Raw genomic sequence first — 26,244 nt, forward strand, 5'->3', positions numbered from 1 at the left:
CTTCTCTCGGGCGATATTGATAGTCGTTCGCAAAACCACCAGAGATCGATATTGCGTTGCGCCTGACCTCCCTAGAACCCAATCGCCCCGCCTATGTCGACAGTGTCGACTGGAACGCCATATCCGAGATGGACGGTCGCCGCTTGCGTGAGCTCGGCCTGCATGAGGGCGCCAGCGTTGAACTGCTCCATCGCGCCGGATTTACCGGTCGCGGGGCTCATGCCTGCCGCATCGGGCGCATGATCGTCGCCATGAGGGCAGCGCATGCCGATGCCATCCATGTCCGTACTGCGGCTGACGCGGGTGAGGCAGCGGCGTGATGGATAATCGCTTCACCATCGCGCTGGTCGGCAACCCCAATGCCGGCAAGAGCGCGCTTTTCAATGCGCTGACCGGCGCGCACCAGAAGGTCGGCAATTATCCGGGCGTCACCGTCGAGCGCAAGCTCGGCAGGCTGGCGCTGCCGGACGGGCGGACGGCCGATCTCGTCGATCTTCCCGGCACCTATAGTCTCGATGCAAAGAGCCCGGACGAGCAGGTGACCCGCAACGTCGTGTTCGGCCATCAGGAAGGTGAACGGCGGCCGGACCTCCTCGTCATCGTCGTCGATGCCGCCAATCTCGACAATCACCTGCGCTTTGCGCTGGAATTGATCGCGCTCGGCTCGCCCTGCGTTCTGGCGCTGAACATGGTCGATCTGGCGACCCGCGACGGGCTCGAACTGGATGCGACGCAGCTTGCGGCCGACCTCGGCGTGCCGGTCATCCCGACCGTCGCCGTGCGCCGGCGCGGGCTGGATGATCTTAAGGCGGCCATGGTGGCGGCGGTGCCGGCCCATGCTCCCGCGCCAGCCGTCCTCGCAACGCACGCAGCGCGGGATGCCGATGATCTGCGTCGCGAAGCGCGCCGGATCGCCCAGCGCGCCATCGTCGCCGAAACGCCGACCCGCCGGATCACGGCACAGATCGACCGGATCGTGCTCCACCCGCTCCTGGGTCCGCTGATCCTGCTGGCGCTGCTGTTCGTCATCTTCCAGGCCGTGTTCGCCTGGTCCGAGGCGCCGATCGCAATGATCGAGGAAGCGTTCGCCTCTCTTCAGGCAGCGATGGAAGCGATCCTGCCCGAAGGCTTCGTGCGCGATCTCATCGTACAGGGCGTCATCAACGGCGTGGGGTCGGTGGTCGTCTTCCTGCCACAGATCCTCATTCTCTTCTTCTTCATCCTCATGCTGGAGGCGACGGGCTACATGACCCGCGCCGCCTTCCTGATGGATGGTCTGATGGCGCGGGTCGGCCTGTCCGGTCGCGCGTTCATTCCGCTGCTCTCCAGCTTCGCCTGCGCGATTCCCGGCATCATGGCGACGCGGACCATCTCGGACCCAAAGGATCGCCTCACGACCATCCTTATCGCGCCGCTGATGACCTGCTCGGCGCGTCTGCCGGTCTATACGCTGATCATCGCCGCCTTCATCCCCTCGACCACGGTCTGGGGCGGGGTTGGCCTGCAGGGTCTGGTGCTGTTTGCGCTCTATGTCTCCGGCATCATCGGCGCGGTCATCGTCGCGATGCTGCTGCGCATGGGCGTCATCAAGGGGCCGGGCGGCAGCTTCCTGATGGAATTGCCGAAATATCAGATGCCGATGCTGCGCGACGTCATCATCGGCCTGTGGCAGCGTGCGTGGATCTTCCTGCGCCGCGCCGGCACGATCATCTTCGGCACCACCATTGTCCTGTGGCTGCTGCTCTCCTTCCCCAAGCCGCCGGCGGGCAGTTCGGCCAGCCTGGTCGAGTATAGCGCGGCGGGGCGCATCGCGAGCGTGATCGAGCCGGTGCTGCGGCCGGTGGGGTTCAACCATGAAATCGCACTGGCGCTGATCCCGGCCATGGCAGCGCGTGAGGTCGCCGTGTCGGCGCTCGCGACGGCCAACGCCATCGAAGCGAGCGAGGATGAGGACGAGACCGCTCGCACCCTTGGCGAACGCTTGCAGGGGCGCTGGTCGCTGCCGACGGCGCTGGCCTTCCTCGCCTGGTTCGTGTTCGCTCCGCAATGCCTGTCGACCATCGCGGTTGCCCGCCGGGAGACCAATGGCTGGCGCTGGCCGCTTTTCATGACCGCTTATCTGTTCGGGCTGGCCTGGCTGGCCGCGGGCGCGACCTATTGGACGGCCGTCGCCTTCGGCCTTTAATCGACGCAAGGCACATGCAGAGCGGTATTGCGATCTGGACGAGACGCCGTTCAGCTTTATAAGCAGCCGTTCGATTTCCTATCCTCGTCGCGTTTTTCGGAGAGCTCCATGGCAGGCAGCGTCAACAAGGTCATTCTGGTCGGCAATCTCGGTGCCGATCCTGAAGTGAAGAGCTTCAGCAATGGCGGACGCATCTGCAATCTGCGCATCGCGACGTCGGAAAACTGGACCGATCGCGCCTCCGGCGAGCGCCGTGAGCGGACCGAATGGCACAGCGTCGTGATCCGCTCGGATGGCCTGATCGGCATTGCCGAAAAATATCTGCGCAAGGGCAAGAAGGTCTATCTCGAAGGCTCGCTGCAGACCCGCAAATGGCAGGACCAGAACGGGCAGGACCGCTATTCCACCGAGATCGTGCTCTCCGGCCCCGGCGCTGTGATGACGATGCTCGACGGCGGCCAAGGCGGCGGCGGTGGCGGCGGTCAGGGCGGTGGTGGCGGCAGCCGCAACGATAGCTGGGGCGGCGGTAACGACGACTTCGGCGGTGGTCGCTCCTCGTCTGGCGGCAGCGGCGCGCGCTCGAGCAGCGCGTTCGACGACGGGCTGGACGACGACGAAATTCCGTTCTGACGGTCGCCCGGCGCACAAGGCGCGCGGGTTCCTTGCAGCGATAAAGCTAGCGCCGGCAGTCTGAATGGACGTGCGGAGCGCTTCTGCGCGTGGGTCTGTCCGCGCCTGCGGCGTAAGCAGTTGGCCGCCAGGGGAGCGACCGCGCCGCCGATCACAGTGAGCATGTCAAAATCCCAGGGTCCGCGTCAGTTAAATAGAGTTTAACTATAGTCTTCAGCGCAATACCGCAGAGCAATTGCGACGCGCGATTAGCGATGCCGCGATGCGATAAGACAAATTCCGCTCCTTATCTTGGCGACTGCCCGGATTATTCCGGAATCACGAAATTTTCACGCGAACGTGGGTCAGCGTGAAATTTCTATTAATCCTTCATCTTTGCAATCGGCTCTCATTAACCTTGACGGGCTCGATTAACTATGCCCATTAACAGACCGATGAGATCGCCTTGATCTCGAAAGGGCAAACCGTCGGTAACGGCGGGACGCAAAGCCTCCGGTCCTGAGCCTTCAGGATAGCGGGGTTGCCGAAAGGTCGAACATGATACCGCGTGATCTTCCGGGCTCCCCCAGGAGCCTTCGAAAGCCGCCATGCTCCGTAGCGGAGATATGCGGGTTTTCCTTTGAATATCTTGAAAACAGGCGCGTTTTCGCGCGCCAAATGTGGCGCGCGCGATGGCGAGGCTTGGCGTCTCTCACATTCTTGTCACCGCAGAATGAGCGGGCCGGCACGGTGAGGCGGCCCTGCGGCGCCCTGCGATCACGGGCTTTGCAGCAAGAGCAAGAGGCGGGTCGGGCTTCAGCCGGTCAGGGACTTGGCCGCCAGCCTGTCACGGTTACCGACCGCCGCGCGACAACCGCTCTCGTTAAAGATTTCAGAGCCGCCTGACGGCGCTCGCACACCGCGATGCAGGGGGCTGCATCGTGGCGCTCAATCACTTTCCGATGGGGAACAAGGGGATCGGAATGACTATGACGACTCGTAGCTTATTGCTGGCCGCCATCGCGCTGGCGGGCACATCCGCGCATGCGCAGCAGACTGTCGATCCCGGAAGGGTCGACGAGCGTCTGCGCGGGCAGCCGGCCATGCCCTCGGTCTCGCCGGTGGAACTCCCGCAGGCGCCCACATCGGAGGCTGCGCCGGAGAGCACGGCGCCGCTCCGCCTCTCCCTCATCCGGTTCGAGGGAGCGACCGCGGTGCCGCTCGACGTTCTGAACGCTCTGGCCCAACCCTATCTCAACCGCGACATCACCTTGGCCGACCTTTTCCGGCTCGCGGAAGCGGTGACGACGGAATATCGGCGCCGGGGTTTCGTGCTGTCCCGCGCGGTGGTCGCGCCGCAGCGTATCGAAAACGGCGTTGCGACGATCAACATTGTCGAGGGCTTCATCGGTGACGTGCGCGTCGAGGGCGATCCCGGCGGCTATCGCCCGCTCCTCGAAGGCTATTTCGCGCCGGTGCGGGCCAAGCGGCCGACCTCGGGCGATGATCTCGCACGTGCGCTGCTGCTCGCACGCGACCTCAAAGGCGCCAGCGTGCGGGCCGTTCTGACCCCGTCGAGCGACGAAGGGGCCGCCGACCTCTCTCTCCTCGTCGCCCGGCAACCGATCGAGGCCTTCGTCGCGGTGGATAATCGCGGATCGCGTTGGCTCGGGCCAGTGCAACTCTTCGGAGGGCTGGTCTTCAACGATCTAGCGCAGCTGGGCGGACGCCTCGCCCTCACCGCGGTGGCCGCGCCCGACGAAAGCGGTGAACTGGCCTTCGTGTCTGGTGCCTATGATCAGCCGCTCGGCGGTTCCGGGCTGCGGATGAGCGGCTTTGCCAGCGTTGCGCGCACCAAGCCGGGCGACGAGCTGCGAGTGCTGGCCGTGAAGGGCAAGAGCTTCAGCTGGGGCCTTGCTCTCCAATACCCCTTGGTGCGCAGCCGGCAGACCAACGTTCTCGGGCGGTTCTCCTGGCAATCGCGGGAGAGCAGTTCCCGCAATCGCCTGATCGATCCGGTTTTCGATGACCGCATTCGGACCGTCACCGCCGAATTGCTGGGCAATCATGCCGACCGGCTGGGCGGCCAGACGACGCTGCGCGCCTCCGTGACGCAGGGGCTCGACGTTTTCGATGCGACAAGGCTGGGCGACCCCGCGAAATCACGGGGTACCGCATCGGCGATGTTCACCCGTCTCAATGGCGAAGTCACGCGGGTGCAGCCCCTCTATCGCGGCCTGCATCTTCTGCTCGGCGCCACGGGTCAGTGGTCGGCCGAAAGCCTGCTGGCCTCTGAGGAGTTCGGCTTGGGTGGCGCCCAATATGGCCGCGCCTATGATCCCTCCGAGATCACCGGGGACAAGGGCATCGCCGGCAAGGTGGAGCTTTTCTACACCATCGCCGCGCGCGGCATGGGGACGGTCGAACCCTATGTCTATTATGAAGGCGGCCGTGTCTGGCAGAACGATCTGCTGCCGGGCGAGCGCCCGCGCGCCGGATTGCGATCCTATGGCGTCGGCCTGCGGGCCGGCATTGCCGACCGTTTCAGCCTCTCGATGGAATACGCCAAGCCCGTCCGCCGCGCCGTGAGCGCAGAGGGCGACCGGGATGGCCGCATCTTCGTGTCCCTGAGCGCCGCTTACTGAGCCGGCGCGATCCTCGTCGCGCCGATCGTTCCGATTTCGTGGAGACCTGATATGAGCACGTCCACTCTCGCAGCACAGCCCGCCCTCTCACCCCTTCGCGGCCGCCGGACCGCGCTGCTGCTCTCGGCAGCCATTCTCGCGCTGGCCAGCGTACGCCCCTCTCTCGCGCAGGACGCCAATGCCCTGCCGACCGGCGGCGTGGTGGTCGGCGGCAGCGCCACCATCGGTGCGCCCGTTTCCTCCAGTCTGGCCATCACGCAGACCAGCGACCGCGCGCTGATCGAATGGAACAGCTTCGACATCGGCTCGAATGCGCAGGTCACCTTTTCGCAGCCGGGCGCCAGCGCCGTCGCGCTCAACCGTGTCGTTGGAGGCGATGCGCCGTCGCAGATCGCCGGGTCTCTCAATGCCAACGGCATCGTGGCGGTCATCAACAGCAATGGCGTGATGTTTGCCGGCACGGCCGACGTGAATGTCGGCGGCCTGATCGCCAGCAGCGCCAATGTGGTGGATGCCGATTTCATGAACGGCGGTCCGCTGGCCTTCACCGGCATGCAAGGCTCGACGGCCGAGATCGTGGTCAGCGCTGGCGCCAATATCAGCATTGCCGATCAGGGCCTTGCCGCGTTCTTCGCGCCGACCGTGCGCAATCAGGGCGTGATCTCGGCCCGGCTTGGCCGCGTCGTGCTCGCCTCGGGCAGCAGCGCCACACTGGATCTGGACGGCACGGGCTTTCTGGAGATCGGCCTTGGCGCAGACAATGCGCTGGTCGAGAACAGCGGCACGATTGCCGCGCGGGGCGGCCAGATCCTGCTCACCGCCCGGACAGCCGGAGCCCTGATCGATCAGGTGGTCAATAGCGGCACGCTCACGGCGTCCGGCATGACCTCCGAACCCGACGGAACGGTCGTGCTGTTCGCCCAAAGTGGCGATCTTGCGATGAGCGGAACCATCGATGCCGGTGCGGACGGTCTGGTCGGCGCCAGAGCGGCCGGTGTGATCGACGTCACCTCGGCCCTGTCCGTGTCTGGCGATTTGCTCGTGGAGGGCGCCCGCGTCGGCGGTGCCGGGCAGATCAATGTAGGCAACGGGGCGCTGGAAATGTCCCTCAACATCGGCGGTGCCGATGTGAGCGGCAATGGCGATGTGATCGGGGATGCGCTCGGCGTGATCGGCACCGTCGCCGGTGGCACGCTGCTGAACCTGGGTGAGGGCATCTACGCCGCCGGCGCGACCATTTCGCGCGACAATGTGACCATCAATGGTGGCGGTCTCGCGACCATCCGGCTTCCGCTGACGGGCGGGCAGATCAACGGCCTGACCGTCAATGCCGATGATGTGACGATTACCGGCATGCGGTTCATCGGTACGCTGCCCGAAGGCGCGACCGCATCGGGTTTTGATTGGGGAGGCTCGGTTACGCGTGGCATCGCGCTGCTCATTGGCGCAGACAACGCAACGATCGCCGGCAACAGCATCATTGGCGTGCGCAACGGTATTCTCGTCGATGGACGCAATGTCACCGATCTGCGGATCACCGGCAACCTGATCGACAACACGAAGAGCGGCATTTCCCTCCAATATGTCGATGGTTCCGCCCCCGGGTTCGTGATCAGCGGCAACAGCGCGGGTGCTTTCGGCAACGAGTGGGGCATGAACCTGCATCTGAACGGGGTGTGGAACGGCACCACGACCACGTCCGGAAACGGTCTGCTCGGCGCCAATATCTTTGTGGAGGAGCAGGCGCGACTGCTAGCGCTGAGCGGTGCCAATGGCGGCATGTCCGTGTTCAACCAGGCCTATACCGCCTCGAACCGGACGCATGTCACGGTCGCAACAAACGGTTCGGGAGGCGCTCAGGGATCGGCGGCGACGCCCCTGTCGTCGGTGCAGGCTGGCGTGAACGCCGTCGTGTCCGGGGGCACGGTGGAGGTGCGGGACGGCACCTACGATCTTGGCAGTTCGCAACTCGTCATCCGCAAGACACTGACCCTGACCGGCCAGTCTGAGAGCGGCGTGATCCTCGATGGGCGCGCGGTCAGCGGCAACGGGCTGGGGACGATCTCGGTCCTTGCCGATAATGTGTCTCTGTCGAATTTCACGCTATATGGCAGCACGCTCGCCGGCGGTAATTACGGCATCAAGGTCCAGCCCAATCCGGCAGGGCATGTCAGCACGCCGGGCGGAACGAGCGAGCGGGTCCATGACTTTGCGATCAGCAATGTGACGGTGCGCGGCTCGCGGCGAGCCGAACTGGACCTCAATGGCGTGGTCGGTGCTCGCATCACCAACTTCACCGCCGATGGCCGCAGCGTCGCCGACGACGCAATTCTCACGGAAGGGGCCGGTGTGCAGATCACCGATAGTGCCAATGTGGTGCTGAAGGGCGTGCATACCTTTGGCAATGATTGGGGCGGCGTCGCGCTGTATCAGAGCAACAAGAGCAGCGGCTATAATGGGCAGACGACGAACATCACCATCGATGCTGCTCTCAACAGCTTCGAAGAACAGCTGGGTCTGTTCAGCCAGCTTGAATCGACCACGCAGCAGTTCGGCCAGCTCAACCTCACCGGCTTCGATTATGCGGTGCGCAACAGCGATCATCGCAGCGATGATCTAGACCGGCAGTTCATTTTCTATCGCACCGACCTTGCGGATGCGCTCAGTTTCGCGCGGGACGTGGGCAATGCTGCGGCCAGTTCGATCGAGGGATACGGCCCGGGCGGCCTGACCAACATCTTCACCGTGGCCGAAGGCCTGTCGATCAACACCGCGATCGGCGATGCGCGGTCCGGCGCGACGGTGAATGTCGCCGCCGGCACCTATGAAGAGACCGCGGCCGTCACCAAGGCGCTGACCCTGAGTGGCGCGGGCATGGATGAGACGATCATCACCGGCGGGATGACGATCAGTGGCAGCCCGAGCGGACTGACCCTGCGGAACTTTGCGGTGCGGGGCTCGGCCGGCTCCGCCGTGATCAGCAACAGCGGGACGATCACCGGACTGACCCTGAGCGGCGTGCGGATCGACGGCGAAAATGTCGCTGGTCGCCACGGTTTCATCGGCGGGCAGATTGGTGGCGATATCGCGATTACCGGGTCGGAATTCCTCAATATCCGTGGTTGGGCAGCATTCGATACGCGCAGCGGCGCCGGCGGCGCCAATGACGGCGCACAGATTGGTAGTGTCGTGTTCAGCGGCAATCTGCTCGACCACACGGCAGGGCACATCGCCTTCCGGCAGCAGAGCGGCGACTTCGATTATCCGGATGTGACGATCGCTCAGAATATCGTGCGCAATGGCGGCGATTCGGACCTCTCGTTCGGCGCGATCTTCAAGGCGTTCCGCGCCGGAACCGTCAATTTCGTCGGCAACAGCGTCAGCGATGTCGGCGTGAGCAGTTGGACGCCCAGCGGCGAAGCCACCTACGGCGCCGTGCTGATGATGCGCGGCGTGGAGGCGCTGAACCTTACCGACAACATTTTCACCAACAACAATCAGGTTCTGGCTGTCGAGCCCGGCTTTGGCTTGCCGACGGCGACGACCATCACCGGCAACAGCTTCATCAACAATCGCTATGATTTCTACCTGCCGACCAATGTCGCCGGCGCGGGGACACTCAGCTTCGGCAGCGGCAACAATTTCGTCGCGGGTGACGCCACCGTGCAGCATATTGTGTGGCGCAGCGCGAATGATCTCGATCTGACCGGAGTCAGCTTCAACGGTGTGCTGGCGAGCGCATTGACGCTTGACCAGCTCTTCGCTGTCGAAGATCGGATTACCCATGGCGTGGACAATTCCGGCGCGGGTCTCGCCCATGTGGTGGCCGGTCAGCTCTTCGTCACCACCGCATCCGGCCCGGATGCCGTGCGGCGCGCCCTGGCGCTGGGCCAAGATGGCGATAGGCTGAACCTGTCGGCGGGCACCCACAGTCTCACCGACACGCTGTTTATCACAAAGGATATCGATGTGGTTGGCCAGGGCTCCGGGCTGACCGTGATCGATGCCAGCGGGCACGGCCATTACGGCATAAGGGTGAATGCCGACGATGTTGCATTGAGCGGCTTCGCGTTGCTCGGCTCACAAGCGAACACCAGCTCCACCTATGGGATCAAGGTTGAAAAGCGCGGCGATGCCGACTCCCGCAACACCGGCTTTGCGATTACTGATGTGGCGATCAGCGGATCGCACAAAACCGGTCTCGACCTGAACGCCGTCGTCGGCGCGACCATCGATGGAGTTTCGGTCAGCGGCGTCGTGGCCGGCAACGGCATTTCGATCACCGACAGCGCCAATGTCGTTGTGCGCAACAGCCAGACGGCCGGCAATGCCTGGGGTGGGCTGGCGCTCTATCAGGCCAACAACATCGACGGTGGTGGCAGTACCCAGCAACTCACCAATATCACGATCGAGGCGAGCAACAGCTTCGGTGAATCGAACGGCCTCTACCTGCAGAATTCTTCCACGATGACGGCGCCCGGTGTGATCAATATTCTGGGCTACGACTATATCGTCCGGAATGCCGAGCACCGGCAGGACGGCGCGCAGTTCACCTTCTTCCAGAAGAGCCGGCAGGACGCCTTCGACTATGCCGTCAACCTTGCAGCGGCAAACGCGAGCCTTGTTCAGGGCTGGTCTGGCACGGCGAGCAGCGGCACCTATTACGTCGGCGAGGGGCAGCTCGATGCTGGGGGGACGGCGATGCTCTCGCTCCAGTCGGCGCTCGACGGCTCCAGCATGGGTGATGCGATCTTCGTCGGCGCCGGCCGCTATAGCGAAGCGGCCAGCCTGTCCGGCTTGCGCGCGCTCATCTTCGAGGGCGCGACTTTGGACGGGATGACACTTGGCGGCGGCGCGGCCGGCAGCAGCATCAGGGGCTCGGTGACGGTGGGGCAGGGCGGCTTCACCGCCGCCGGTCTCCTCACCCTCTCCGGGGATATGGTGATTGGAGCGCCGGCGGGCACGATCAGCCTTGCCTCGGTCGACGGAAACCATGGGCTGAGCCTGAGCGGCAACACTGTCGCCATCGGAAGCGCGGCAATCGGTCGTCTGGACGCCACGGGCACGATGCTCTCGGCCTCCAACATCGCAACGACCGCCACCCAGACCTACACCGGCGCGACCAGCCTCTCCGGCACGTTCAGCACAGGCGGAGGCGCCTTCCGCGTGGATGGCGCGACCACGCTTGGTGGCGCAACCACGTTGGTGACGAACGGCGGAGCTGTCCGTCTGGGTGTCGTCAGCGGACCCCAGACGCTGGCCGTGGACGCCGGGGAAGGCCCGATCGAGCTGGGGTCGGTGAACGTCAGCAGCATCACGGCGACCGGGGGTCAGATCATGACCTCGGGCGCTGTCACGACGGGAGCGCAGAGCTACACCGGCGCGACGACGCTGGCCAGCACGTACAGCGCAACCAACTTCTCCGTGAACGGCGCCACGACGCTGGCCGGCGCCACCACGGTCGACGCGCTGACGGTGGCCAGTTTCCTCGGCATCAACGGCAGTGCAGGCGGTGGCCAGACGTTTACGCTGAATGCGAGCACGGCCGCTCTGGGCAATATCGGCCAGATCACCCGGCTTGGCGCAACGCGCGTGACCGGCAATCAGGTCGTGCTGAACGGCAGCAGCTACACGGCGAGCGGGCTGGCGTTCAGCGGAACGGCGAGCGGATCAGCGCTGCGCCTGACACAGGCGCTCACCCAGTTCGATGCGCGTCCGGGCGGGTCGATCGCGATCAGCCACAATCTGATCGGCACCGCCAATGCCGCGCAAAGCGTGGCGTTCCTCACCGGCACCGGTCTTGCGGGTGCCACAGGGGACGGTGACGTCAGTCTCGGCAATCTCGGCAGCGAAAGCATAAGGCTGGGCAGTCTGTCCGTCACGGGCGGGAACTTCTCCGCCGCAACCGTCAAGCTGGCGGGCGACTTCACCTCGCAATTGAGTGGCAACCAGCTGTTCAGCGCGAACACGCTGGATACGCTCGGCAATGTCAGCGCGTCGGTGACTGGCAGCGAAAGCGGCCCCATCGTGGCGGGCGGCTCCGTGGCGGTGAGCGCGGGCGGTTCGGGCACGGGCTCGATCATAGCGGGCGGCCCGGTGCAGCTTGCCTATACCAGCAATGTCTCGCGCGACGTCAGTTCGCAAAGCAGCGTCTCGCTCACCTCGAGCGGCAGCGTAGGTGGGTCCATCCAGGCGGCCGGGCCGGTGGCGCTGAGTGCGACGGGGCCGGTCAGCTCGTCCGTCACCTCCGGGGGCTCGGCGTCCATCGCCTCGCAGTCGGGCATATCGAGCACGGTCAATGCCGGCGGGGGGGTGAGCGTCTCGGCGGGGTCCGGCAATGTCAGCGGATCGATCAAGGCGACCGGGCCGGTCACCGTGCTGGCCAGTGCCGGGTCGATCAGCTCGCAGATCGTCACGGCGGGCAGCGCCTCGGTCACCTCGGGCACGGGCAGCATTTCCAGCGCGATCAACGCCGGTGGCGCCGTGTCGGTGGCGGCGCCCGGTGCGGTGACCAGCACCATCAGCTCGGGCGGCACGATCTCGCTGCAGTCGAACACGCCGCTCAACGTGCAGGTCAACGGCGGCGCGCTCGTCGTCGATGCGCCCGGCGGCACCATCGAGGGTGTGTTCAAGGAGATCAGCAGCAATGGCGACGGGTCGTTCGTGGTCAACGATCAGCCCGTGGTGGCTGGCGGCAAGATCAACCCGAACCAGATTATCACGGACACGTTCATCACGCCCGTCGGTGGCCAGGTGACCGGCACCGGCGAGATCATCCTGCCCGCCAATCTCACGCTGGGCGTAATCGCGCCCGCCAGCGCTGCGGTTGGGCCGGCGCGGCCTCCGATCGTCGTCAACACGGTCCAGCGGCTGGGCGAGCTGCTGCGGCAGGGCTACAGGGCGATCATCATCCAGATCGACGAGGGCCAGCAGGAGGTGGAGCGGGAGCTGGAACTGGCCAGCGCGCGCTAAGGATCAGCCTCGCCCCCGCTCGCCTAGATTTCCGCGATCTGCGCGCAGATCCGGTCGAGCGAGGCGGCTTCCCGCTCGACTTCCCGCAGGCCGATTTCCAGCGGGCAGTTCTTGATATCCCGGCAGTTCAGGATCTTGCCGGATGCGCCCTGTGCGCCGTCGATGATCAGCTGGCGGAACTGGGCGGTGCGCTGGAGGCTGCCATCGATGGTGGCGATTACCGCCAGCGCATCCTGATCGTGCCGGTCGCGCATGGCGACCAGCGCGCGCAGTTCGGCGAGCAGCTTTTGCAGCGTGGGGCGGGTTCGGCCACCCACGGAGCGCACATCGCCGAACGACTCGCGCATGGTCGAAACCTTGTCGGCGGTCGTCCGCTCAAGTTGGCCCCAGGCGAGAATCAGGCGACCGACCGCCTGCAGCAGCGCGGCATCGCCATCGGCAGGCGCAGTCGCAGGTCGTGCGCCGGGGAAAAGATCGGGCTGGTCTTCTGAAAGTGGTTCGCCGGTCGGCGTGGGAGAACCGACCGGCGTTCCTTGCTCGACACCGGCATTGTTGCCGGGCGAAGCAGAAGTTCGGTGGGAATCGGACACGTTGCTCATCCGTCAGGCAACAGCGCGCATCGGCATGATGGTGGGATCATCACAGCAGACACAATGGCATCTCGCCCAAGACCAGCGAACCGACTCTTCGTCCCACTCTCTTTGCGGAGTGTTAAGTGTACTATATGACTGATAGCGGCCGATAGTGCATCCGAAAATTGCGTTGAACCAAGGCGAACGCCAAAAAAATGCAACGTTGCGTGCAGGGGGCGGCGCTCAGAAATCAACGGCGATGCCCTTGCGCTCCCAATCGCCGAAGCGCGTCGGGTCCAGTCCTTCGTCAGAAGGGCGCGGCTGCGCCCGGGCTTCCTCCGGCTGGGGCACCGGCGGGCTTTTCGAAAGGTAGCTCGGCGGCTTGAGATGATCGGGGCGTTTTCCCACGCTTTAATGCTCCGTTTTCGTGCCGTGGCACGCGGTCCGTGACCTGATGATGCCATAGGCGGCATTTCCCGGCCACGTATCGACTTTAGCTGTTATAGGGCCAAGCCATGTCCCGCCCAACCGCCAAATCGCAGCACGTCCCTCAAAATGCCCAACCTGCCGGTCTCCCTGCCCGGCGAGCGGCGCTCAGCCTGCTCGATGCGGTGATCCGGCGGGGGCAGCCGCTCGAACAGGCGCTGGGGGCCGCGGCCCGCAACATCAGCCATCCGCCAGACCGCGCCTTGGCGCATGGCATCGCGGCCGGGGTGCTGCGTTACATGACGGAACTTGATGCGCTGATCGACAGCGCAACCGCCCGTCCGCTGCCCGTGGACGCGAAGGCGCGCATGGTGCTGCGGCTGGCACTGGCGCAGGCGCTGATCCTCGAAACACCACCTCATGCCGTGATTGCGACGTCCCTGCCCCTGGTCGATGGCGGGCCGCGCAAGCTCGTTCATGGCGTTCTTGGCACCTTGTTCCGGCGCCAGCTGGCCCTCCCCGAGGCGCCTCGCCTGCCGGACGAAGTTGAGGCGCGCTGGGGCGAGGCGTGGGGCGAAGAGGTCGTCGCCGCGGCGCGGCAGCTCATCGCGCACCGCCCCCCGCTCGATCTCACATTGCGCGATGCCGGAACGACTGACGAATGGACGGAGCGGCTTGGCGGCGTGTCACTCATGCCCGGCCACGTCCGTCTGGCTGCGGAGAGCGAGGTGACAGCCCTGCCCGGCTATGCCGAGGGGCAGTGGTGGGTGCAGGACCTCGCCGCCTCGCTGCCGGCCCGGTTGCTCGGGGCGGGGGAAGGCCGTTCCGTGCTCGATCTGTGCGCGGCGCCAGGCGGCAAGACCATGCAGCTTGCGGCTGCGGGCTGGCGCGTCACCGCCGTCGACCAGTCCCAGCGCCGGCTGGAGCGGATGCAGGCCAATCTTGCGCGCACCGGGCTTGAGGCAGCTGTGCTGCGCGCCGACCTCACAAATTGGGCGCCGGACGCGCCGGTGGACGCGATCCTGCTCGATGCGCCCTGTAGCGCGACCGGCATTTTCCGGCGCCACCCGGACGTGCTGCACCGCGTTGGCCCGCGACAGATTGCCGAGATGGCCGAAATCCAGGCGGCGCTTGTTGCGCGCGTGTCGAGTTGGCTGGAGCCCGGCGGCGTGCTGGTCTACGCCACCTGTTCGCTGGAGCCCGAGGAAGGCGAGGCGCAGATGGACACCCTGCGCGCGAACCATCCCGAGATGCTGCCACGGCCGATCGACACGGCCTTGCTGCCCGAGGGGCTCGTGGCGGACGGGCATGTGCTGCGTCTTCTCCCCGGCGCGTTGATGCCGGCGGGCGGGCTCGATGGATTCTTCATCGCCAGCCTGTCCCGCTCTGACTCGGTTTAGGGCACGCGCGGCGCAATCCATCCACAACTTTCGGCCTGTGGCAGTTGCACTGTCCAAATCGCAGGGTTAAGCGAAATTCATGATGCCATCCGTGCGTATTTCCCCGTCGATCCTCTCCGCTGACTTCGCGCGCCTGGGCGAGGAGGTCCGCGCGGTCGACGAGGCGGGTGCCGACTGGATCCATGTCGACGTGATGGACGGGCATTTCGTGCCCAACATCACCATCGGCCCGATGGTCGTGAAGGCGCTGCGGCCGCACACTCAAAAGCCGCTCGACGTGCACCTGATGATCTCGCCGGTGGACAGCTTCCTGGATGCGTTTGCGGAGGCCGGCGCGGATATCCTGACCGTGCATCCCGAGGCCGGGCCGCACATTCACCGCACGGTTCAGCGGATCAAGGCGCTGGGCAAGAAGGCGGGCGTTTCGCTCAATCCCGGCACGCCGGCCAAGATGCTGGACTATCTGCTCGAGGATCTCGATCTGGTCCTCATCATGAGCGTGAACCCCGGCTTTGGCGGCCAGAGCTTCATCGACAGCCAGCTTCGCAAGATTGAGGCTGTGCGCAAGGCCATCGACAAGACCGGCAAGGACATCGCGCTGGAAGTCGACGGCGGCGTGGATGCCGTTACCGCGCCGCGCGTCATTGCGGCGGGGGCCGATGTGCTGGTGGCGGGCACCGCGACCTTCCGGGGCGGACCAGCATCCTATGCCGACAACATCCGGATGCTGAGGGGCGGATGAGCGCCCGGCCGCTCCCCACGCCTACGCCGCCCCCGGAACCGCCGGTGGAAGACGGTATTGAGCGGGGCAAGCGGCTGATTCGCGTCTCGGATGATCGCGGTGTGTCGCTGACCGAGCGACTCGCCAATCATTTCTATCGCCTGAGCTGGGCGACGCCATTCCACAATATGCGGCTCAAGGGCAAATATCCGCTCAAGCTGCTCGCCGTGCCGGATGACGGCATTCCGGGCGACGCGCGGGCGGGCAAGGCGCTGCGGGCGGGCTATTTCCTGTTTCGCGGCCTCAAGCAGCCCGTGGCCACGCTGGACTGGCGCCGCATCGAGCAGCCGGCGGAGTTCGTGGATTATCTCCACAGCTTCCGCTGGATGCGCGATCTGGCGGCCGCCACCACGCGGGACAATGCGGTGCCCGTCGCCGAGGCGCAGATGCGGGCCTGGCTGACCGCCCATGCCGAAAAGCCGACGGACCCTGCCTGGCGTGCCGATAATGCCGGCTGGCGCATCCTGTATTGGACGGCCTATTCGCCGCTGATCCTCTCCAGCAACGATCTCGTCTACCGCAGCCTGGTGCTCAACAGCATCGCGCGCACGGCGCGTCATCTCGATCGCGGTGCCGACAAGGCGCCGCTGGGCCTGCCGCGCGTGATCGCCTGGACCGGCATCGTTGCGGCTGGCCTGTTGCTGCCCGGTGGCGATCCGCGAAGGATATTTGGCGAGGCCGGGCTGCGGCGGGCGCTGGAGACGGGCTTTTCGAGCGATGGCGGCATCATTTCCCGCTCGCCGCTGGAGCAGGTCGAGGCGATCACGCTGCTGGCGATGCTGCGCGCCGTCTACGACGTGCGCCGTGCCGACCTGCCGGCCTGGCTGGCTGAAACGATGGAGCGCATCGTCGCGGCCTTGCTCGGCATATTGCATGGCGATGGCGCGCCCGGAAGCTGGCAAGGCGGGGCGCCGCTCGATCCCGCACGAATCACCGCTATCGTCGCGGCCTCCGGCATCCGCGCCCGGCCGCTGCGGCAGGCACGCGACTGGGGCTATCAGCGGCTGAGCGGCGGCACGACTGTCGTTCAGGTCGATGCGGCCCCGCCGCCGGTGGCCCGGCTGGCCTCCAATGGCTGCGCCTCGACCACGGCGCTGGAAGTCTCGGATGGGCCGGTGCGGCTCATCGTCAATTGCGGCGGCGCGGCATTGGCGGGCGCGTCTCTCCCGGCTGATCTGACCCAGGGTCTGCGCACAACGGCGGCGCATTCCACGCTGGTGCTGGACGATACCAATTCCACCGCGATTCTTCCCGATGGCGCGCTCGGTAAGGGCGTGAGCGAAGTGGAGCTGGATCGGCAGGAGCATGAGCAGGGCAGCCGGCTCGAGATTGCGCATGATGGCTATGCGCGGCGCCTTGGCCATTTGCATCGGCGCACGCTGGTTCTCACGCATGAAGGGCGGGAGCTGCGCGGCGAGGACGTGCTGCTGCCCGGCAGCCGCCGCCGCAAGCCGGTCAGCTGCCCGCTCGCCATCCGCTTCCATCTCGGCCCGGATATCGAGCCGACGTTGACCGCCGATCGGCAGGGCGCCCTCTTGCGCTTGCCGAGCGGTGCCTTGTGGCAGTTCCGGGTCGGCGCCGGGGAACTCGCAGTGGAAGAAAGCCTCTGGGTGGACGGCGAAGGCAGGCCCCACCCCACGCAGCAACTCGTGGTGAGCGCCACCACGGGGCCGGGCGGAACAAGCATCGGCTGGCTGCTCAAGAAATCGGGATAAGGACAAGACAGATGCAGGATGTGACGATCCGGCGGGCACTCCTTTCGGTGTCCGACAAGACCGGGCTATTTGAGCTGGGCGCCGCGCTGGCGCGCCATGGCGTGGAACTGGTTTCCACCGGCGGCACGGCCAAGGCGCTGCGCGAGGCGGGGCTTGAGGTGCAGGATATTTCGGACCTCACCGGTTTTCCCGAGATGATGGACGGGCGCGTCAAGACGCTGCACCCCAAGGTCCATGGCGGCCTGCTCGCGGTGCGCGACAATGCCGAGCATGTTGCGGCCATGGAAGCGCATGAGATCGGCGCGATCGATCTCGTCGTGGTCAATCTCTATCCCTTCGCCGCCACCGTCGCCAAGGGCGCTGACCGCGACGAGGTGATCGAGAATATCGATATTGGCGGCCCTTCGATGGTCCGTTCTGCGGCCAAGAACCACGCCAGCGTGACGATCCTCACCGATCCGGCCGATTATGCGCGCCTGATCGAGGAGATGGACGAGAAGGGCGGCGCGACCAGTTATGATTTCCGGCGCCTCTGCGCCGCCAAGGCCTATGCCGCGACGGCGGAATATGATGCCATGATTGCCAGCTGGTTCGCCACGGTGGATCAGGGCGAGCCGTTCGCGCCCCGCATGGCGGTGCCGCTGCGTCTCGGCCAGTCGCTGCGTTATGGTGAAAACCCGCACCAGCAGGCCGCGCTGTATCTGCCGGCCTTCGCGCCCGAGGGCGGCCTTGCCGATCACCGGCAGGTGCAGGGCAAGGAGCTGAGCTACAATAATCTGGCCGATGCCGATGCGGCGATGGAGCTGGTCAGCGAGTTCCGCGACGGGCCGCCCACGGTGGTCATCATCAAGCACGCCAATCCCTGCGGCGTCGCCACCGGCGAGACGCTGATCGACGCCTATCGCGCCGCCTTCCAATGCGACACCGTCTCGGCCTTTGGCGGCATCATTGCAGTCAACCGGCCGCTCGACGGGCCGACCGCAGAAGCGATCACCGAGATCTTCACCGAAGTCGTCTGCGCACCGGATGCGGATGATGCGGCGCGCGCCGTGTTCGCGAAGAAGAAGAATTTGCGACTCATCCTCACCGGTCCGCTGCCCGATCCGGCACGCGCGGGCATGACGATGAAGTCCATCGCCGGCGGCATGCTGGTGCAGACGCGCGACAATGGCCGCATCAGCCGCAATGACCTCAAGGTGGTGACCAAGCGGGCGCCGACCGATCAGGAACTGACCGACTGTCTGTTCGCCTGGACCGTCGCCAAGCATGTCCGCTCCAATGCCATCGTCTATGCCAAGGATGGCGTGACCGCGGGCATCGGTGCCGGGCAGATGAACCGGCGGGATTCTTCCCGCATCGCGGCGATCCGCGCGCGCGAGGCGGCCGAGGCTGCGGGCTGGAGCGAGCCGCGCACTGTCGGCAGCGCCGTGGCGTCCGATGCCTTCTTCCCCTTCCCCGATGGCCTGCTCGCAGCGGCCGAGGCTGGCGCACGCGCGGTGATCCAGCCCGGCGGGTCGCTGGGCGACGACGCGGTGATCGCGGCGGCGGACGAGGCGGGTCTGGCGATGGTCTTCACCGGGATGCGTCACTTCCGCCACTAAGCTGTGCCGGCAGACGTAGGCATGCAGCCGGAGCGGGCCTCGGTCCGCCCGGTTCTGCGCGCCGGCGGGTTGATGCCGGGCGCCGCGATGTGACATGGTGCGGCTTCGCCCGCCCTGCCACTGCCCGGATCGATGCTCTTGTTTCTTCAGCCTGTCCCCGTCCTGCGCCTCAACCTCATCTTCCTCGCTCTCTTCTCCCTGCTGCTGGTCGCGCTGCCCGGCCCGGCACTTGCGCAAAGCGCGACCAAGCCGACGCCGGGCTTCGTGCGTGTGCGATTGGAGACGGACATGGGCAACATCGTGCTCGCTTTGAACGCCCGCCGCGCGCCCAAGACAGTCGCCAATTTCATGATCTATGTGGATGATGGCCGGCTGGACGGGACCAGCTTCTACCGCGCCTTCCGCCGCAAGAACGATCCCAAGTCGGGCTTCGTCCAGGGCGGGATCGATACCGAGGCGCGGCGGGTCTACTTCCCCACCGTGGAGCTGGAGCCGACCGACCAGACCGGCCTCAAGCATCTGGATGGCACCATTTCCATGGCGCGTCACAAGGAGCCGAATTCGGGCACCGGCAACTTCTCCATTCAGGTCGGCGCCAATCCCACGCTCGATGCAAGGCCGGGCTATGCGGGCTATGCCGCCTTCGGTCAGGTGGTCGCGGGCATGGATGTGGTGAAGCGCATCATGGCGCGCGACACCTGCTGCGGGCGCGGCGTGATGTTCGGCCAGATGATCAAGGACCGCGTCACGATCAAGCGCGCCGTGCGGCTCGATGGCACGGCCAAGCCAAGCGGCGTCGTGAAGCCCTGGCTGGTGAGCCCACGCGGCGCCGTCCGTTAAAAGGGGGAGGCGCTAGCGGCTGAGCAGCGTCCGGGCCTGTCCGGTCAGTTCCGCGACCATGGCGGCGGAAGGCGCGGCGGCCTGCCGGGCGCGGGCGATGAAGTCCGTGAACTTCTCCACCGCCACCTTGTTCTCCGCGAGCCAGCGATCGAGATGCTCCTCGCTCGTCTTCGCGCCGGCGCGGGCCAGGAAGCCGAGCCGCATCTGCTGCAATTCCCGCGCGCTGCCGGCAACCAGCAAGCGTTCCCACGGGTCGCTCGGCGTCATCTGGGCGGCGAGGGCCTGAAGCCAGTCGATGCCGAGCAGGCTGCCCAGCCGCGTGAAGGCGGCGGCAACGCTCAGCGCGTCCTGCGAGCCCTTCCGCGCCAGCAGGGCAAGGCCGATGGCGCCATCCATCTTCACCAGCATCACGGTCCGTTCGGCCAGTGCTTCCGGCACGCCGAGGCTGGTGAGCATGGCTCTCATGGCTTCGGCGGCCTTGAGCGGCTCGGGCTGTAGCAGACTGTCGACCTTGGTCTTGAGCGTGTCGATGGCGCCATCGAGCATCGCCATGGCTTTGTGCGGCGCGATGCCGGTCGGCAAGGAGCGGTGCGCATCGCCGATATGGCCTGCCATCGCGTTGGCGACGCTGCGGTAGAGGGCGAGCCGCGCCTGCTCGGAGAGATCGGCGCTATCGATATCGTCCCAAAGCTGCCGCACGCCGAACAGGCGCTCGGCGATCACGAAAGCATGGGCGATTTCATCGAGCGAGCAACTGGCTTCCTCGGTGAGGGCAAAGGGCAGAATCACGCCGAGGCGATTGACGATGCGGTTGGCGATCTTGGTCGCGATGATCTCGTCGCGCAGCTGGTGGGCGGCAATCGCATCCCCCTCGCGCTGCTGCATCAGGGGCGGGAAGGCACCGATCAGGTCGCTTTCCAGCGCGGGATCGCGGGCGAGGTCGCTTTTCTCGATGGCGTCCTGCAGCGTCAGCTTCGCGGTCGAGAACAGCACGGCCAGCTCGGGCCGTGTCAATCCCAACCCTTCGCTGGCGCGGCGCATCAGCTCCTCATCCGGGGCAAGACCCTCCACCTTGCGGTCGAGATGCCCGCCATCCTCCAGCGTGTGGATCAGGTGGACATAGGAGGCGAGGTCCGCGCTCCCCCCCTGCTCCGCAATGGAGAGGCCGAGCGCCTGCAGGCGGTTGTCTTCCAGAACGATGGCGGCGACCTCATCGGTCATGGCCCGCAGCAGATCGTTGCGCGCCTCCTGCGCAAGCCGCCCTTCGGCGACCTCCTTGTTGAGCGCGATCTTGATGTTCACCTCATTATCCGAGCAATCGACGCCCGCGCTATTGTCGATGAAGTCGGTATTGATCCGCCCGCCCTTGAGCGCATAGGCGATGCGCCCGGCCTGGGTGACGCCCAGATTGGCACCCTCACCGATTACCTTGGCGCGCACGTCCTCGCCATCCACCCGCAGGCGGTCGTTCGCGGTGTCGCCGACCTCGGCGTTGTTCTGGTTGGCGGCCTTGATGTAGGTGCCGATGCCGCCGAACCAGAGCAGATCGGTCTCCGCGCGCAGCAGCGCCGAGATCAGCGCCGCCGGCTCCATGGCCGTCTGGTCGGTGCCGACCAGCGCCTGCATCTGCGGGCTGAGCGGGATGCTCTTTTCGCTGCGGGCGAACACGCCGCCGCCTTCGCTGATCAGGCTTTCCTTGTAATCCGCCCAGCTTGAGCGGGGGAGCTTGAACAGGCGCTGGCGCTCCTTCCAGCTGGCGGATGCATCGGGGTCGGGATCGATGAAGATATGGCGATGATCGAACGCCGCGACCAGGCGGATGTTCTTGCTGAGCAGCATGCCGTTGCCGAACACGTCGCCGGACATGTCGCCCACGCCGATCACCCGCACCGGGTCCTTCTGCACATCGACGCCCATTTCCGCGAAATGGCGCTGCACGCTGATCCACGCCCCGCGCGCGGTGATGCCCATCGCCTTGTGATCATAGCCGTTGGAGCCGCCGCTGGCGAACGCATCGCCCAGCCAGAAATGATGATCGATGGCGATGGCATTGGCGACGTCCGAGAAACTCGCCGTGCCCTTGTCGGCCGCGACTACGAAATAGGGGTCAGCGCCGTCGCGGATGACCATGCCCTTTGGGTGCACGGTCTTGTTCTTGACGATATTATCAGTGACGGAGAGCAGGGCCCGGATGAACACGCGGTAGCTCTCGGTGCCTTCGGCCAGCCACGCATCGCGGTCGCTCGCCGGGTTGGGCAGCATCTTGGGGTAGAAGCCGCCTTTGGCGCCGGTCGGCACGATGACCGCATTCTTGACCCGCTGGGCTTTCATCAGCCCCAATATCTCGGTGCGGAAGTCATCGCGCCGGTCGGACCAGCGCAGCCCGCCGCGGGCGATGCGCCCGGTGCGCAGGTGGATGCCCTCTACGCGCGGCGAATAGACCCAGATCTCGCGCCAGGGCAGCGGCTTGGGTAGGCCGGGCACCAGCGCGCTGTCCAGCTTGAAAGCCAGCGCCTCCTGCGCGGCCGGGGTGAATGCATTGGTCCGCAGCGTGGCGTTGACCACCGCACGGTAGAGCCGCAGGATGCGGTCTTCATCGAGGCCTTTGACGCCTTCGAGTGCGGTGTCGATGGCGGCATTGATCGTCGCGGCGTCGTCAGCATCCTTGCCGCGCTCAGGATCGTGCAGCGCAAAGAACAGGTCCACGATCTGGCGGGCGATATGCGCCTCGCGCCGCAGCGTTTCGACGACGGTCAAAAGGCCGTAGGCAAGGCCGGTCTGGCGCAGATAGCGGAAGATGGCGCGCAGGAAGACGATGTCGCGCGGCCCCAGCTGCGCGGTAACGATGAGTTCGGCAAAGCGATCATTCTCCGCCCGGCCCTCCAGCACGGCATCGAGCGCCTCGCTGACAATTGCCGCGCGGTCGAGCACCTCGGCCGCCGGGCCGCCATCCTGCCGCTCCAGGGTGAAGCGCTGGATATGACCGAGCGACCCCTCCGTCCCCGCGCTGGTGCTGCGCTCCTCCAGCACCCGGAAGCCGAAATTCTCGAACGCCGGCACCGCTTCGGACAGAACGAGCGGTTCAAGCGAATAGATCTTCACCCGCAGCTGGTGGTCGCCATCCTGCGCGATGCGGTAGAAGCGCACGCTGCGATCATCGGGGCCGGTGAGTTGGTGCAGCGCCAGCACGTCCCGGGCGGCTTCGTCCGGCCCGGCGCTTTCCCGGTAGGACATCGGGAAGGTCGGCGCGTAGCGCTGGGCGAGCACGGCGGCGCGTGAACTTTCGCCCAGTTCGATGAGGCCCTGTTCCACGGCTGGCGTCCAGCCGCGCAGCAGTTGCGCGATCTGCAGGTCCAGCGCCTCGGCATCGGGCACCTGTCCTTCATCACGCAGGTCGAAGGTGAAGCGCACCAGCGCCAGACCGCTCTCTTCCAGCGCGATGGACCAGCCGAGCAGGCTGGCGTGCGCCGCCGAGGCGATCAGCGCGGAGATACCTTCGCGACGGCTGGTCGAGAGGTCGTCGCGCATCATCCAGACGAAGGCGAAGAGATGCCGCCCCAGCACATCGCTCACCAGCTCCAGCTTGGGGCGGGGCCGGTCGGCCAGCGACATGGCGGTGAGCGTGATGCGGTCCCGGTCCTGCGCGCTGAACGCCAGCATCAGGTCGTGCGGCAGGGCAGTGAGGGCGTGGACCAGCGATTTGCCGGCATGACCGGAGGGATTGTAGCCGAACCGCGCCATCAATCCCGAAAGCGTGTCGCGCAGGATGGGCACATCCTCTGGGGCGGTGGCGAGCGCCGCGCTCGTCCACAGACCGGCATGGATGGAAATGGCGGTGATCTTGCCCTCTTCCCGCACCGGCACGAGGAACAGGTCGATCAGCACATGGCGATGGACCTTCGCCATCATGTTGGATTTGAGGATCAGCGGCCCGGCATGGCCAGACTCGAACCAGGCCAGGGCGGCAGCGGCGGACTGGTCCGAAAGCACGGGGCTTTCGGCAGCCCGGCAAATGCCCTTGCGCCGGCTTGGCTGGGCATTCGGCGTCCAAAGCTCGTGCCCCAATTGGGTGAGATTGCCCTTGAGCAGCCAGCGCAGAAAGTCGCCGCCTTCGCCGGCGCCCAGGCGATTGGCATCGCCATTGAGCGCGTCGATCATCGCCCGCCAGTCGCTCACCGCCGCGCGGACGTGGCACAGGGTTTCCTCCAGCGCCCGGCAAAGCTCCCGCCGACCGCGCGCGTCTATGCGGTCGGTCTCGATATAAATCAGCGATTCGCGGACGGCGCCGTCCTCATCGCCAATGGCCAGCAACCCGCCGTCCTCGTTACGCCGCACCGGGAGAATCGGGTGGGCGAGCACGTGGATCACCAGATCGGCCTGGCTCAGGCAATTGCCGATGCTGTCGACAAGAAAGGGCATGTCGGCGTTGATGATGGCGATGCGCTGCCGCCGGCTCGCGGCGCCTGCACTGCGCTCATCGGTCAGGCTGTCGATGAGGATGGCGCTCTCGCCATCCTTGCGCATTGCGGCGGCTTCCAGCACGAAGCGCGCCGCCTCGTCCCATTGGTCCGGTTGGGGCGATTGTTGCTCGCTTTCGAGCACGCCCTTGGCCAGTGCCTCCGCGATGGCTGCTGTCAGCGCGTCGTCGCGATTGGTCTTGATGGTCATGGACATCCTCTTCCACTTGTGCCGGCCCTTGTCTGCCTAACGCACATCTGTGGAAGCAGTGTCGGGCCTGTGTGGTTAAACCCCGCCGGCAGGGTCCGCAACCGGACCATTGCTCGGCCTGCTTATGCTCCGCGCCTGCTCAGGATGCCGGAAGGGCCTTGGCTGCCTTCGCCAGAACCCGTTCGGCAAGCTGGTCGGCGCCATCGAGCGCTGCGACCATGGCAAGTGAGCCGTCGGCCTCTCGCCGCATGATCACCACGGCCAGCCCTTCGCCGTCCATGGCCAATTGATCGGCGGGGAGGGCAGGGGCCTGCTTCAGCACCCGGCGGGAGCGCATGATGGCCTTGTGCGGCTCTTTGGGAGCTTCATTGCGGCGCGCCGCGCGGACCTGCGCCACCACGCCCTTGAGGCCGCCCACCGTGGCATGAAGATGCGCGATCAGGGCGCCCGGCTGCATCCGCGCGTCGAGCGCAAACTGGATGGCGCAGACGAACTCGGCCAGGCGCGTCTTGTCATAGTGCGTGCCGAAGACCAGCTTCACCAGCGCCGTCAGCGGGCTGCGGGGCTGCACGGCTATGCCGGAGTCGGCGAGCAGCGCGGCATAATCCTCCGGCCGGGCGGCGGCGACCTGCGCCAGCGCATGCGCGAGCCCGACCGCGCGGTAGAGCGCGTGGCGTGTCCGCCCCTCCTGGGCATGGGCGGCCATGGCGGCATCGCGCGCCAGGGCCAGCATGTCGGCCAGCGCCGTGTCGTGGTCTGGCAGGGTGATCGTCTCGCTGGTCAGGTCCAGCGCATCGTCGGTCGGCACGTCTTCGGCGAAATCGGTCACGGACGCAGCCGCGATCGTCTGCGCGGAGGGGCCGTCGGCCCAGATGGCGGTGGCGTCGGTCGTCCTCACACGCGCCGGTGCGGCGGCTTCGGCCTGTGCGATGATGCTTTCGGTCAACGCATCCGTCGCGACCTCCTTCCAGTTGATCACGCCATAGACGAAGTCGATCGCGTCATCGCGGGTCGAGAACGGCATCATGATGCCGCGATACATGACCTCGACGCCGCGCTGGTTGGTGAACTCCGCCTCGAACCCGATCGGCGCGGCGTTGGCTACGATCTGCAGATAATGGTCGGTCAGGCGGGAGAGCAATGTGCGCGCCGGCACCTGGCTGGCCCGGCGCACGGAGGTGTCGATATCACACTGCGCGGCCAGAGCGGGGCCGATGAAGGCAATGGTCGGATCCTCGACGCCCGCCGTGAAGTCCAGCAGCACGCTGTGCGAGCCGAAATCCTGCAGTTCCTCGGGATTGAGATCCTCGATGCTCGGCAGCGACCGGTCGCGCAGCAGCGAAGACCAGTAATTATAGGCGCGGATGTGCATGCGCCGCTCATCGAAGCGGACGAGCGGAGGGGCATCCATGGCTTCGTCCAGCGTGGTGACCGCGTCGGCCTGGCTGTGATGTACGTCCATTCGAGGATTCGCCTGTGGTCACGTGCAAGGGGCGAACCCTGCGCCATGAAGGGTAAAGGCCGGGTAAAGGCACCAAATATCCCCACCGGCCCGCGCGATACCACAGGCGAAAACGCGATCGGCGCTTGCCATGCCCGGCACACGCTGATAAGCGCCCCGCCTGCATGATCGTGTGCCGCACTGGACACGCATCATGATGATCGCCGGTTTGCCGGCGAGCCGGAGCCGCTTTAGCTCAGCCGGTAGAGCATCGCATTCGTAATGCGAGGGTCAGGTGTTCGAGTCACCTAAGCGGCACCATTTTTCCCAACGGGTGATATCCCCAGCTGATCGCCACGCATCTGGGTCTGGCGACAGTCCGCTTGACT

Annotated in this window: 14 protein-coding genes, 1 tRNA gene and 1 riboswitch; of the genes, 11 read left to right on the plus strand and 4 right to left on the minus strand. The window is 66.0% G+C overall.

All coding sequences use genetic code 11. From position 1 onward, the window contains the following. Window positions 1–56 precede the first annotated feature (56 nt). The 5 genes from M2337_RS03520 to M2337_RS03540 all read left to right on the plus strand — a co-directional run bounded on the left by M2337_RS03520 (window position 57) and on the right by M2337_RS03540 (window position 12,411). Window positions 57–320 (plus strand): FeoA family protein, encoded by a 264-nt coding sequence (locus tag M2337_RS03520; RefSeq protein WP_181561160.1) that lies wholly within the window; start codon window positions 57–59, stop codon window positions 318–320. Further along, window positions 320–2,185, plus strand: a complete 1,866-nt coding sequence (gene feoB / locus M2337_RS03525; protein WP_264571714.1) for a ferrous iron transporter B — start codon at window positions 320–322, stop codon at window positions 2,183–2,185. The genes M2337_RS03520 and feoB overlap by 1 nt, the downstream gene beginning before the upstream one ends. Before the next feature lie 108 nt (window positions 2,186–2,293). Further along, on the plus strand, window positions 2,294–2,815 hold the full coding sequence (gene ssb / locus M2337_RS03530) for a single-stranded DNA-binding protein (protein ID WP_264571715.1): 522 nt from the start codon (window positions 2,294–2,296) through the stop codon (window positions 2,813–2,815). A 448-nt stretch (window positions 2,816–3,263) separates the two neighbouring features. Further along, a riboswitch (cyclic di-GMP riboswitch) is annotated at window positions 3,264–3,343 on the plus strand. A gap of 440 nt (window positions 3,344–3,783) precedes the next feature. Beyond that, the gene (locus M2337_RS03535) at window positions 3,784–5,439 is read left to right on the plus strand and encodes a ShlB/FhaC/HecB family hemolysin secretion/activation protein (protein ID WP_264571716.1); all 1,656 of its coding nucleotides are present in this window, start codon (window positions 3,784–3,786) and stop codon (window positions 5,437–5,439) included. A 51-nt stretch (window positions 5,440–5,490) separates the two neighbouring features. Further along, window positions 5,491–12,411, plus strand: coding sequence for a filamentous hemagglutinin N-terminal domain-containing protein (locus M2337_RS03540; RefSeq protein WP_264571717.1), 6,921 nt, complete (start codon window positions 5,491–5,493; stop codon window positions 12,409–12,411). A gap of 23 nt (window positions 12,412–12,434) precedes the next feature. On the opposite strand, the gene M2337_RS03545 is transcribed toward M2337_RS03540, so the two are convergent. After that, window positions 12,435–13,001 (minus strand): hypothetical protein, encoded by a 567-nt coding sequence (locus M2337_RS03545; protein ID WP_181561165.1) that lies wholly within the window; start codon window positions 12,999–13,001, stop codon window positions 12,435–12,437. 225 nt (window positions 13,002–13,226) lie between these two features. Beyond that, window positions 13,227–13,391 (minus strand): DUF1674 domain-containing protein, encoded by a 165-nt coding sequence (locus M2337_RS03550; protein ID WP_264571718.1) that lies wholly within the window; start codon window positions 13,389–13,391, stop codon window positions 13,227–13,229. A gap of 107 nt (window positions 13,392–13,498) precedes the next feature. Between M2337_RS03550 and M2337_RS03555 the strand changes: the two genes are divergently transcribed. From M2337_RS03555 to M2337_RS03575, 5 genes are all read left to right on the plus strand, one after another. After that, entirely contained in the window at window positions 13,499–14,809 is a 1,311-nt protein-coding gene (locus M2337_RS03555; protein WP_264571719.1) for an RsmB/NOP family class I SAM-dependent RNA methyltransferase, read from the plus strand. 79 nt (window positions 14,810–14,888) lie between these two features. Continuing rightward, a complete protein-coding gene (gene rpe / locus M2337_RS03560) occupies window positions 14,889–15,551 on the plus strand; it encodes a ribulose-phosphate 3-epimerase (protein WP_181561168.1) in 663 nt (220 codons plus the stop codon). Further along, the gene (locus tag M2337_RS03565) at window positions 15,548–17,305 is read left to right on the plus strand and encodes a heparinase II/III family protein (protein WP_181561169.1); all 1,758 of its coding nucleotides are present in this window, start codon (window positions 15,548–15,550) and stop codon (window positions 17,303–17,305) included. Before rpe ends, M2337_RS03565 begins: the two co-directional genes overlap by 4 nt. Before the next feature lie 11 nt (window positions 17,306–17,316). Next, window positions 17,317–18,906 (plus strand): bifunctional phosphoribosylaminoimidazolecarboxamide formyltransferase/IMP cyclohydrolase, encoded by a 1,590-nt coding sequence (gene purH, locus M2337_RS03570; RefSeq protein WP_264571720.1) that lies wholly within the window; start codon window positions 17,317–17,319, stop codon window positions 18,904–18,906. A 138-nt stretch (window positions 18,907–19,044) separates the two neighbouring features. Continuing rightward, window positions 19,045–19,746, plus strand: a complete 702-nt coding sequence (locus M2337_RS03575; protein ID WP_413716224.1) for a peptidylprolyl isomerase — start codon at window positions 19,045–19,047, stop codon at window positions 19,744–19,746. A gap of 12 nt (window positions 19,747–19,758) precedes the next feature. On the opposite strand, the gene M2337_RS03580 is transcribed toward M2337_RS03575, so the two are convergent. After that, window positions 19,759–24,414, minus strand: coding sequence for an NAD-glutamate dehydrogenase (locus M2337_RS03580; RefSeq protein ID WP_413716225.1), 4,656 nt, complete (start codon window positions 24,412–24,414; stop codon window positions 19,759–19,761). Between the two features lie 139 nt (window positions 24,415–24,553). Continuing rightward, window positions 24,554–25,876 (minus strand): hypothetical protein, encoded by a 1,323-nt coding sequence (locus M2337_RS03585; RefSeq protein WP_264571722.1) that lies wholly within the window; start codon window positions 25,874–25,876, stop codon window positions 24,554–24,556. Between the two features lie 224 nt (window positions 25,877–26,100). On the opposite strand from M2337_RS03585, the gene M2337_RS03590 reads away from it, so the two are divergent. Beyond that, window positions 26,101–26,176: transfer RNA gene (locus M2337_RS03590), tRNA-Thr, on the plus strand. The last annotated feature ends 68 nt before the right edge of the window (window positions 26,177–26,244 follow it).

The sequence above is a fragment of the Sphingobium sp. B2D3A genome (assembly GCF_025961795.1).
Classification (GTDB): Bacteria; Pseudomonadota; Alphaproteobacteria; order Sphingomonadales; family Sphingomonadaceae; genus Sphingobium.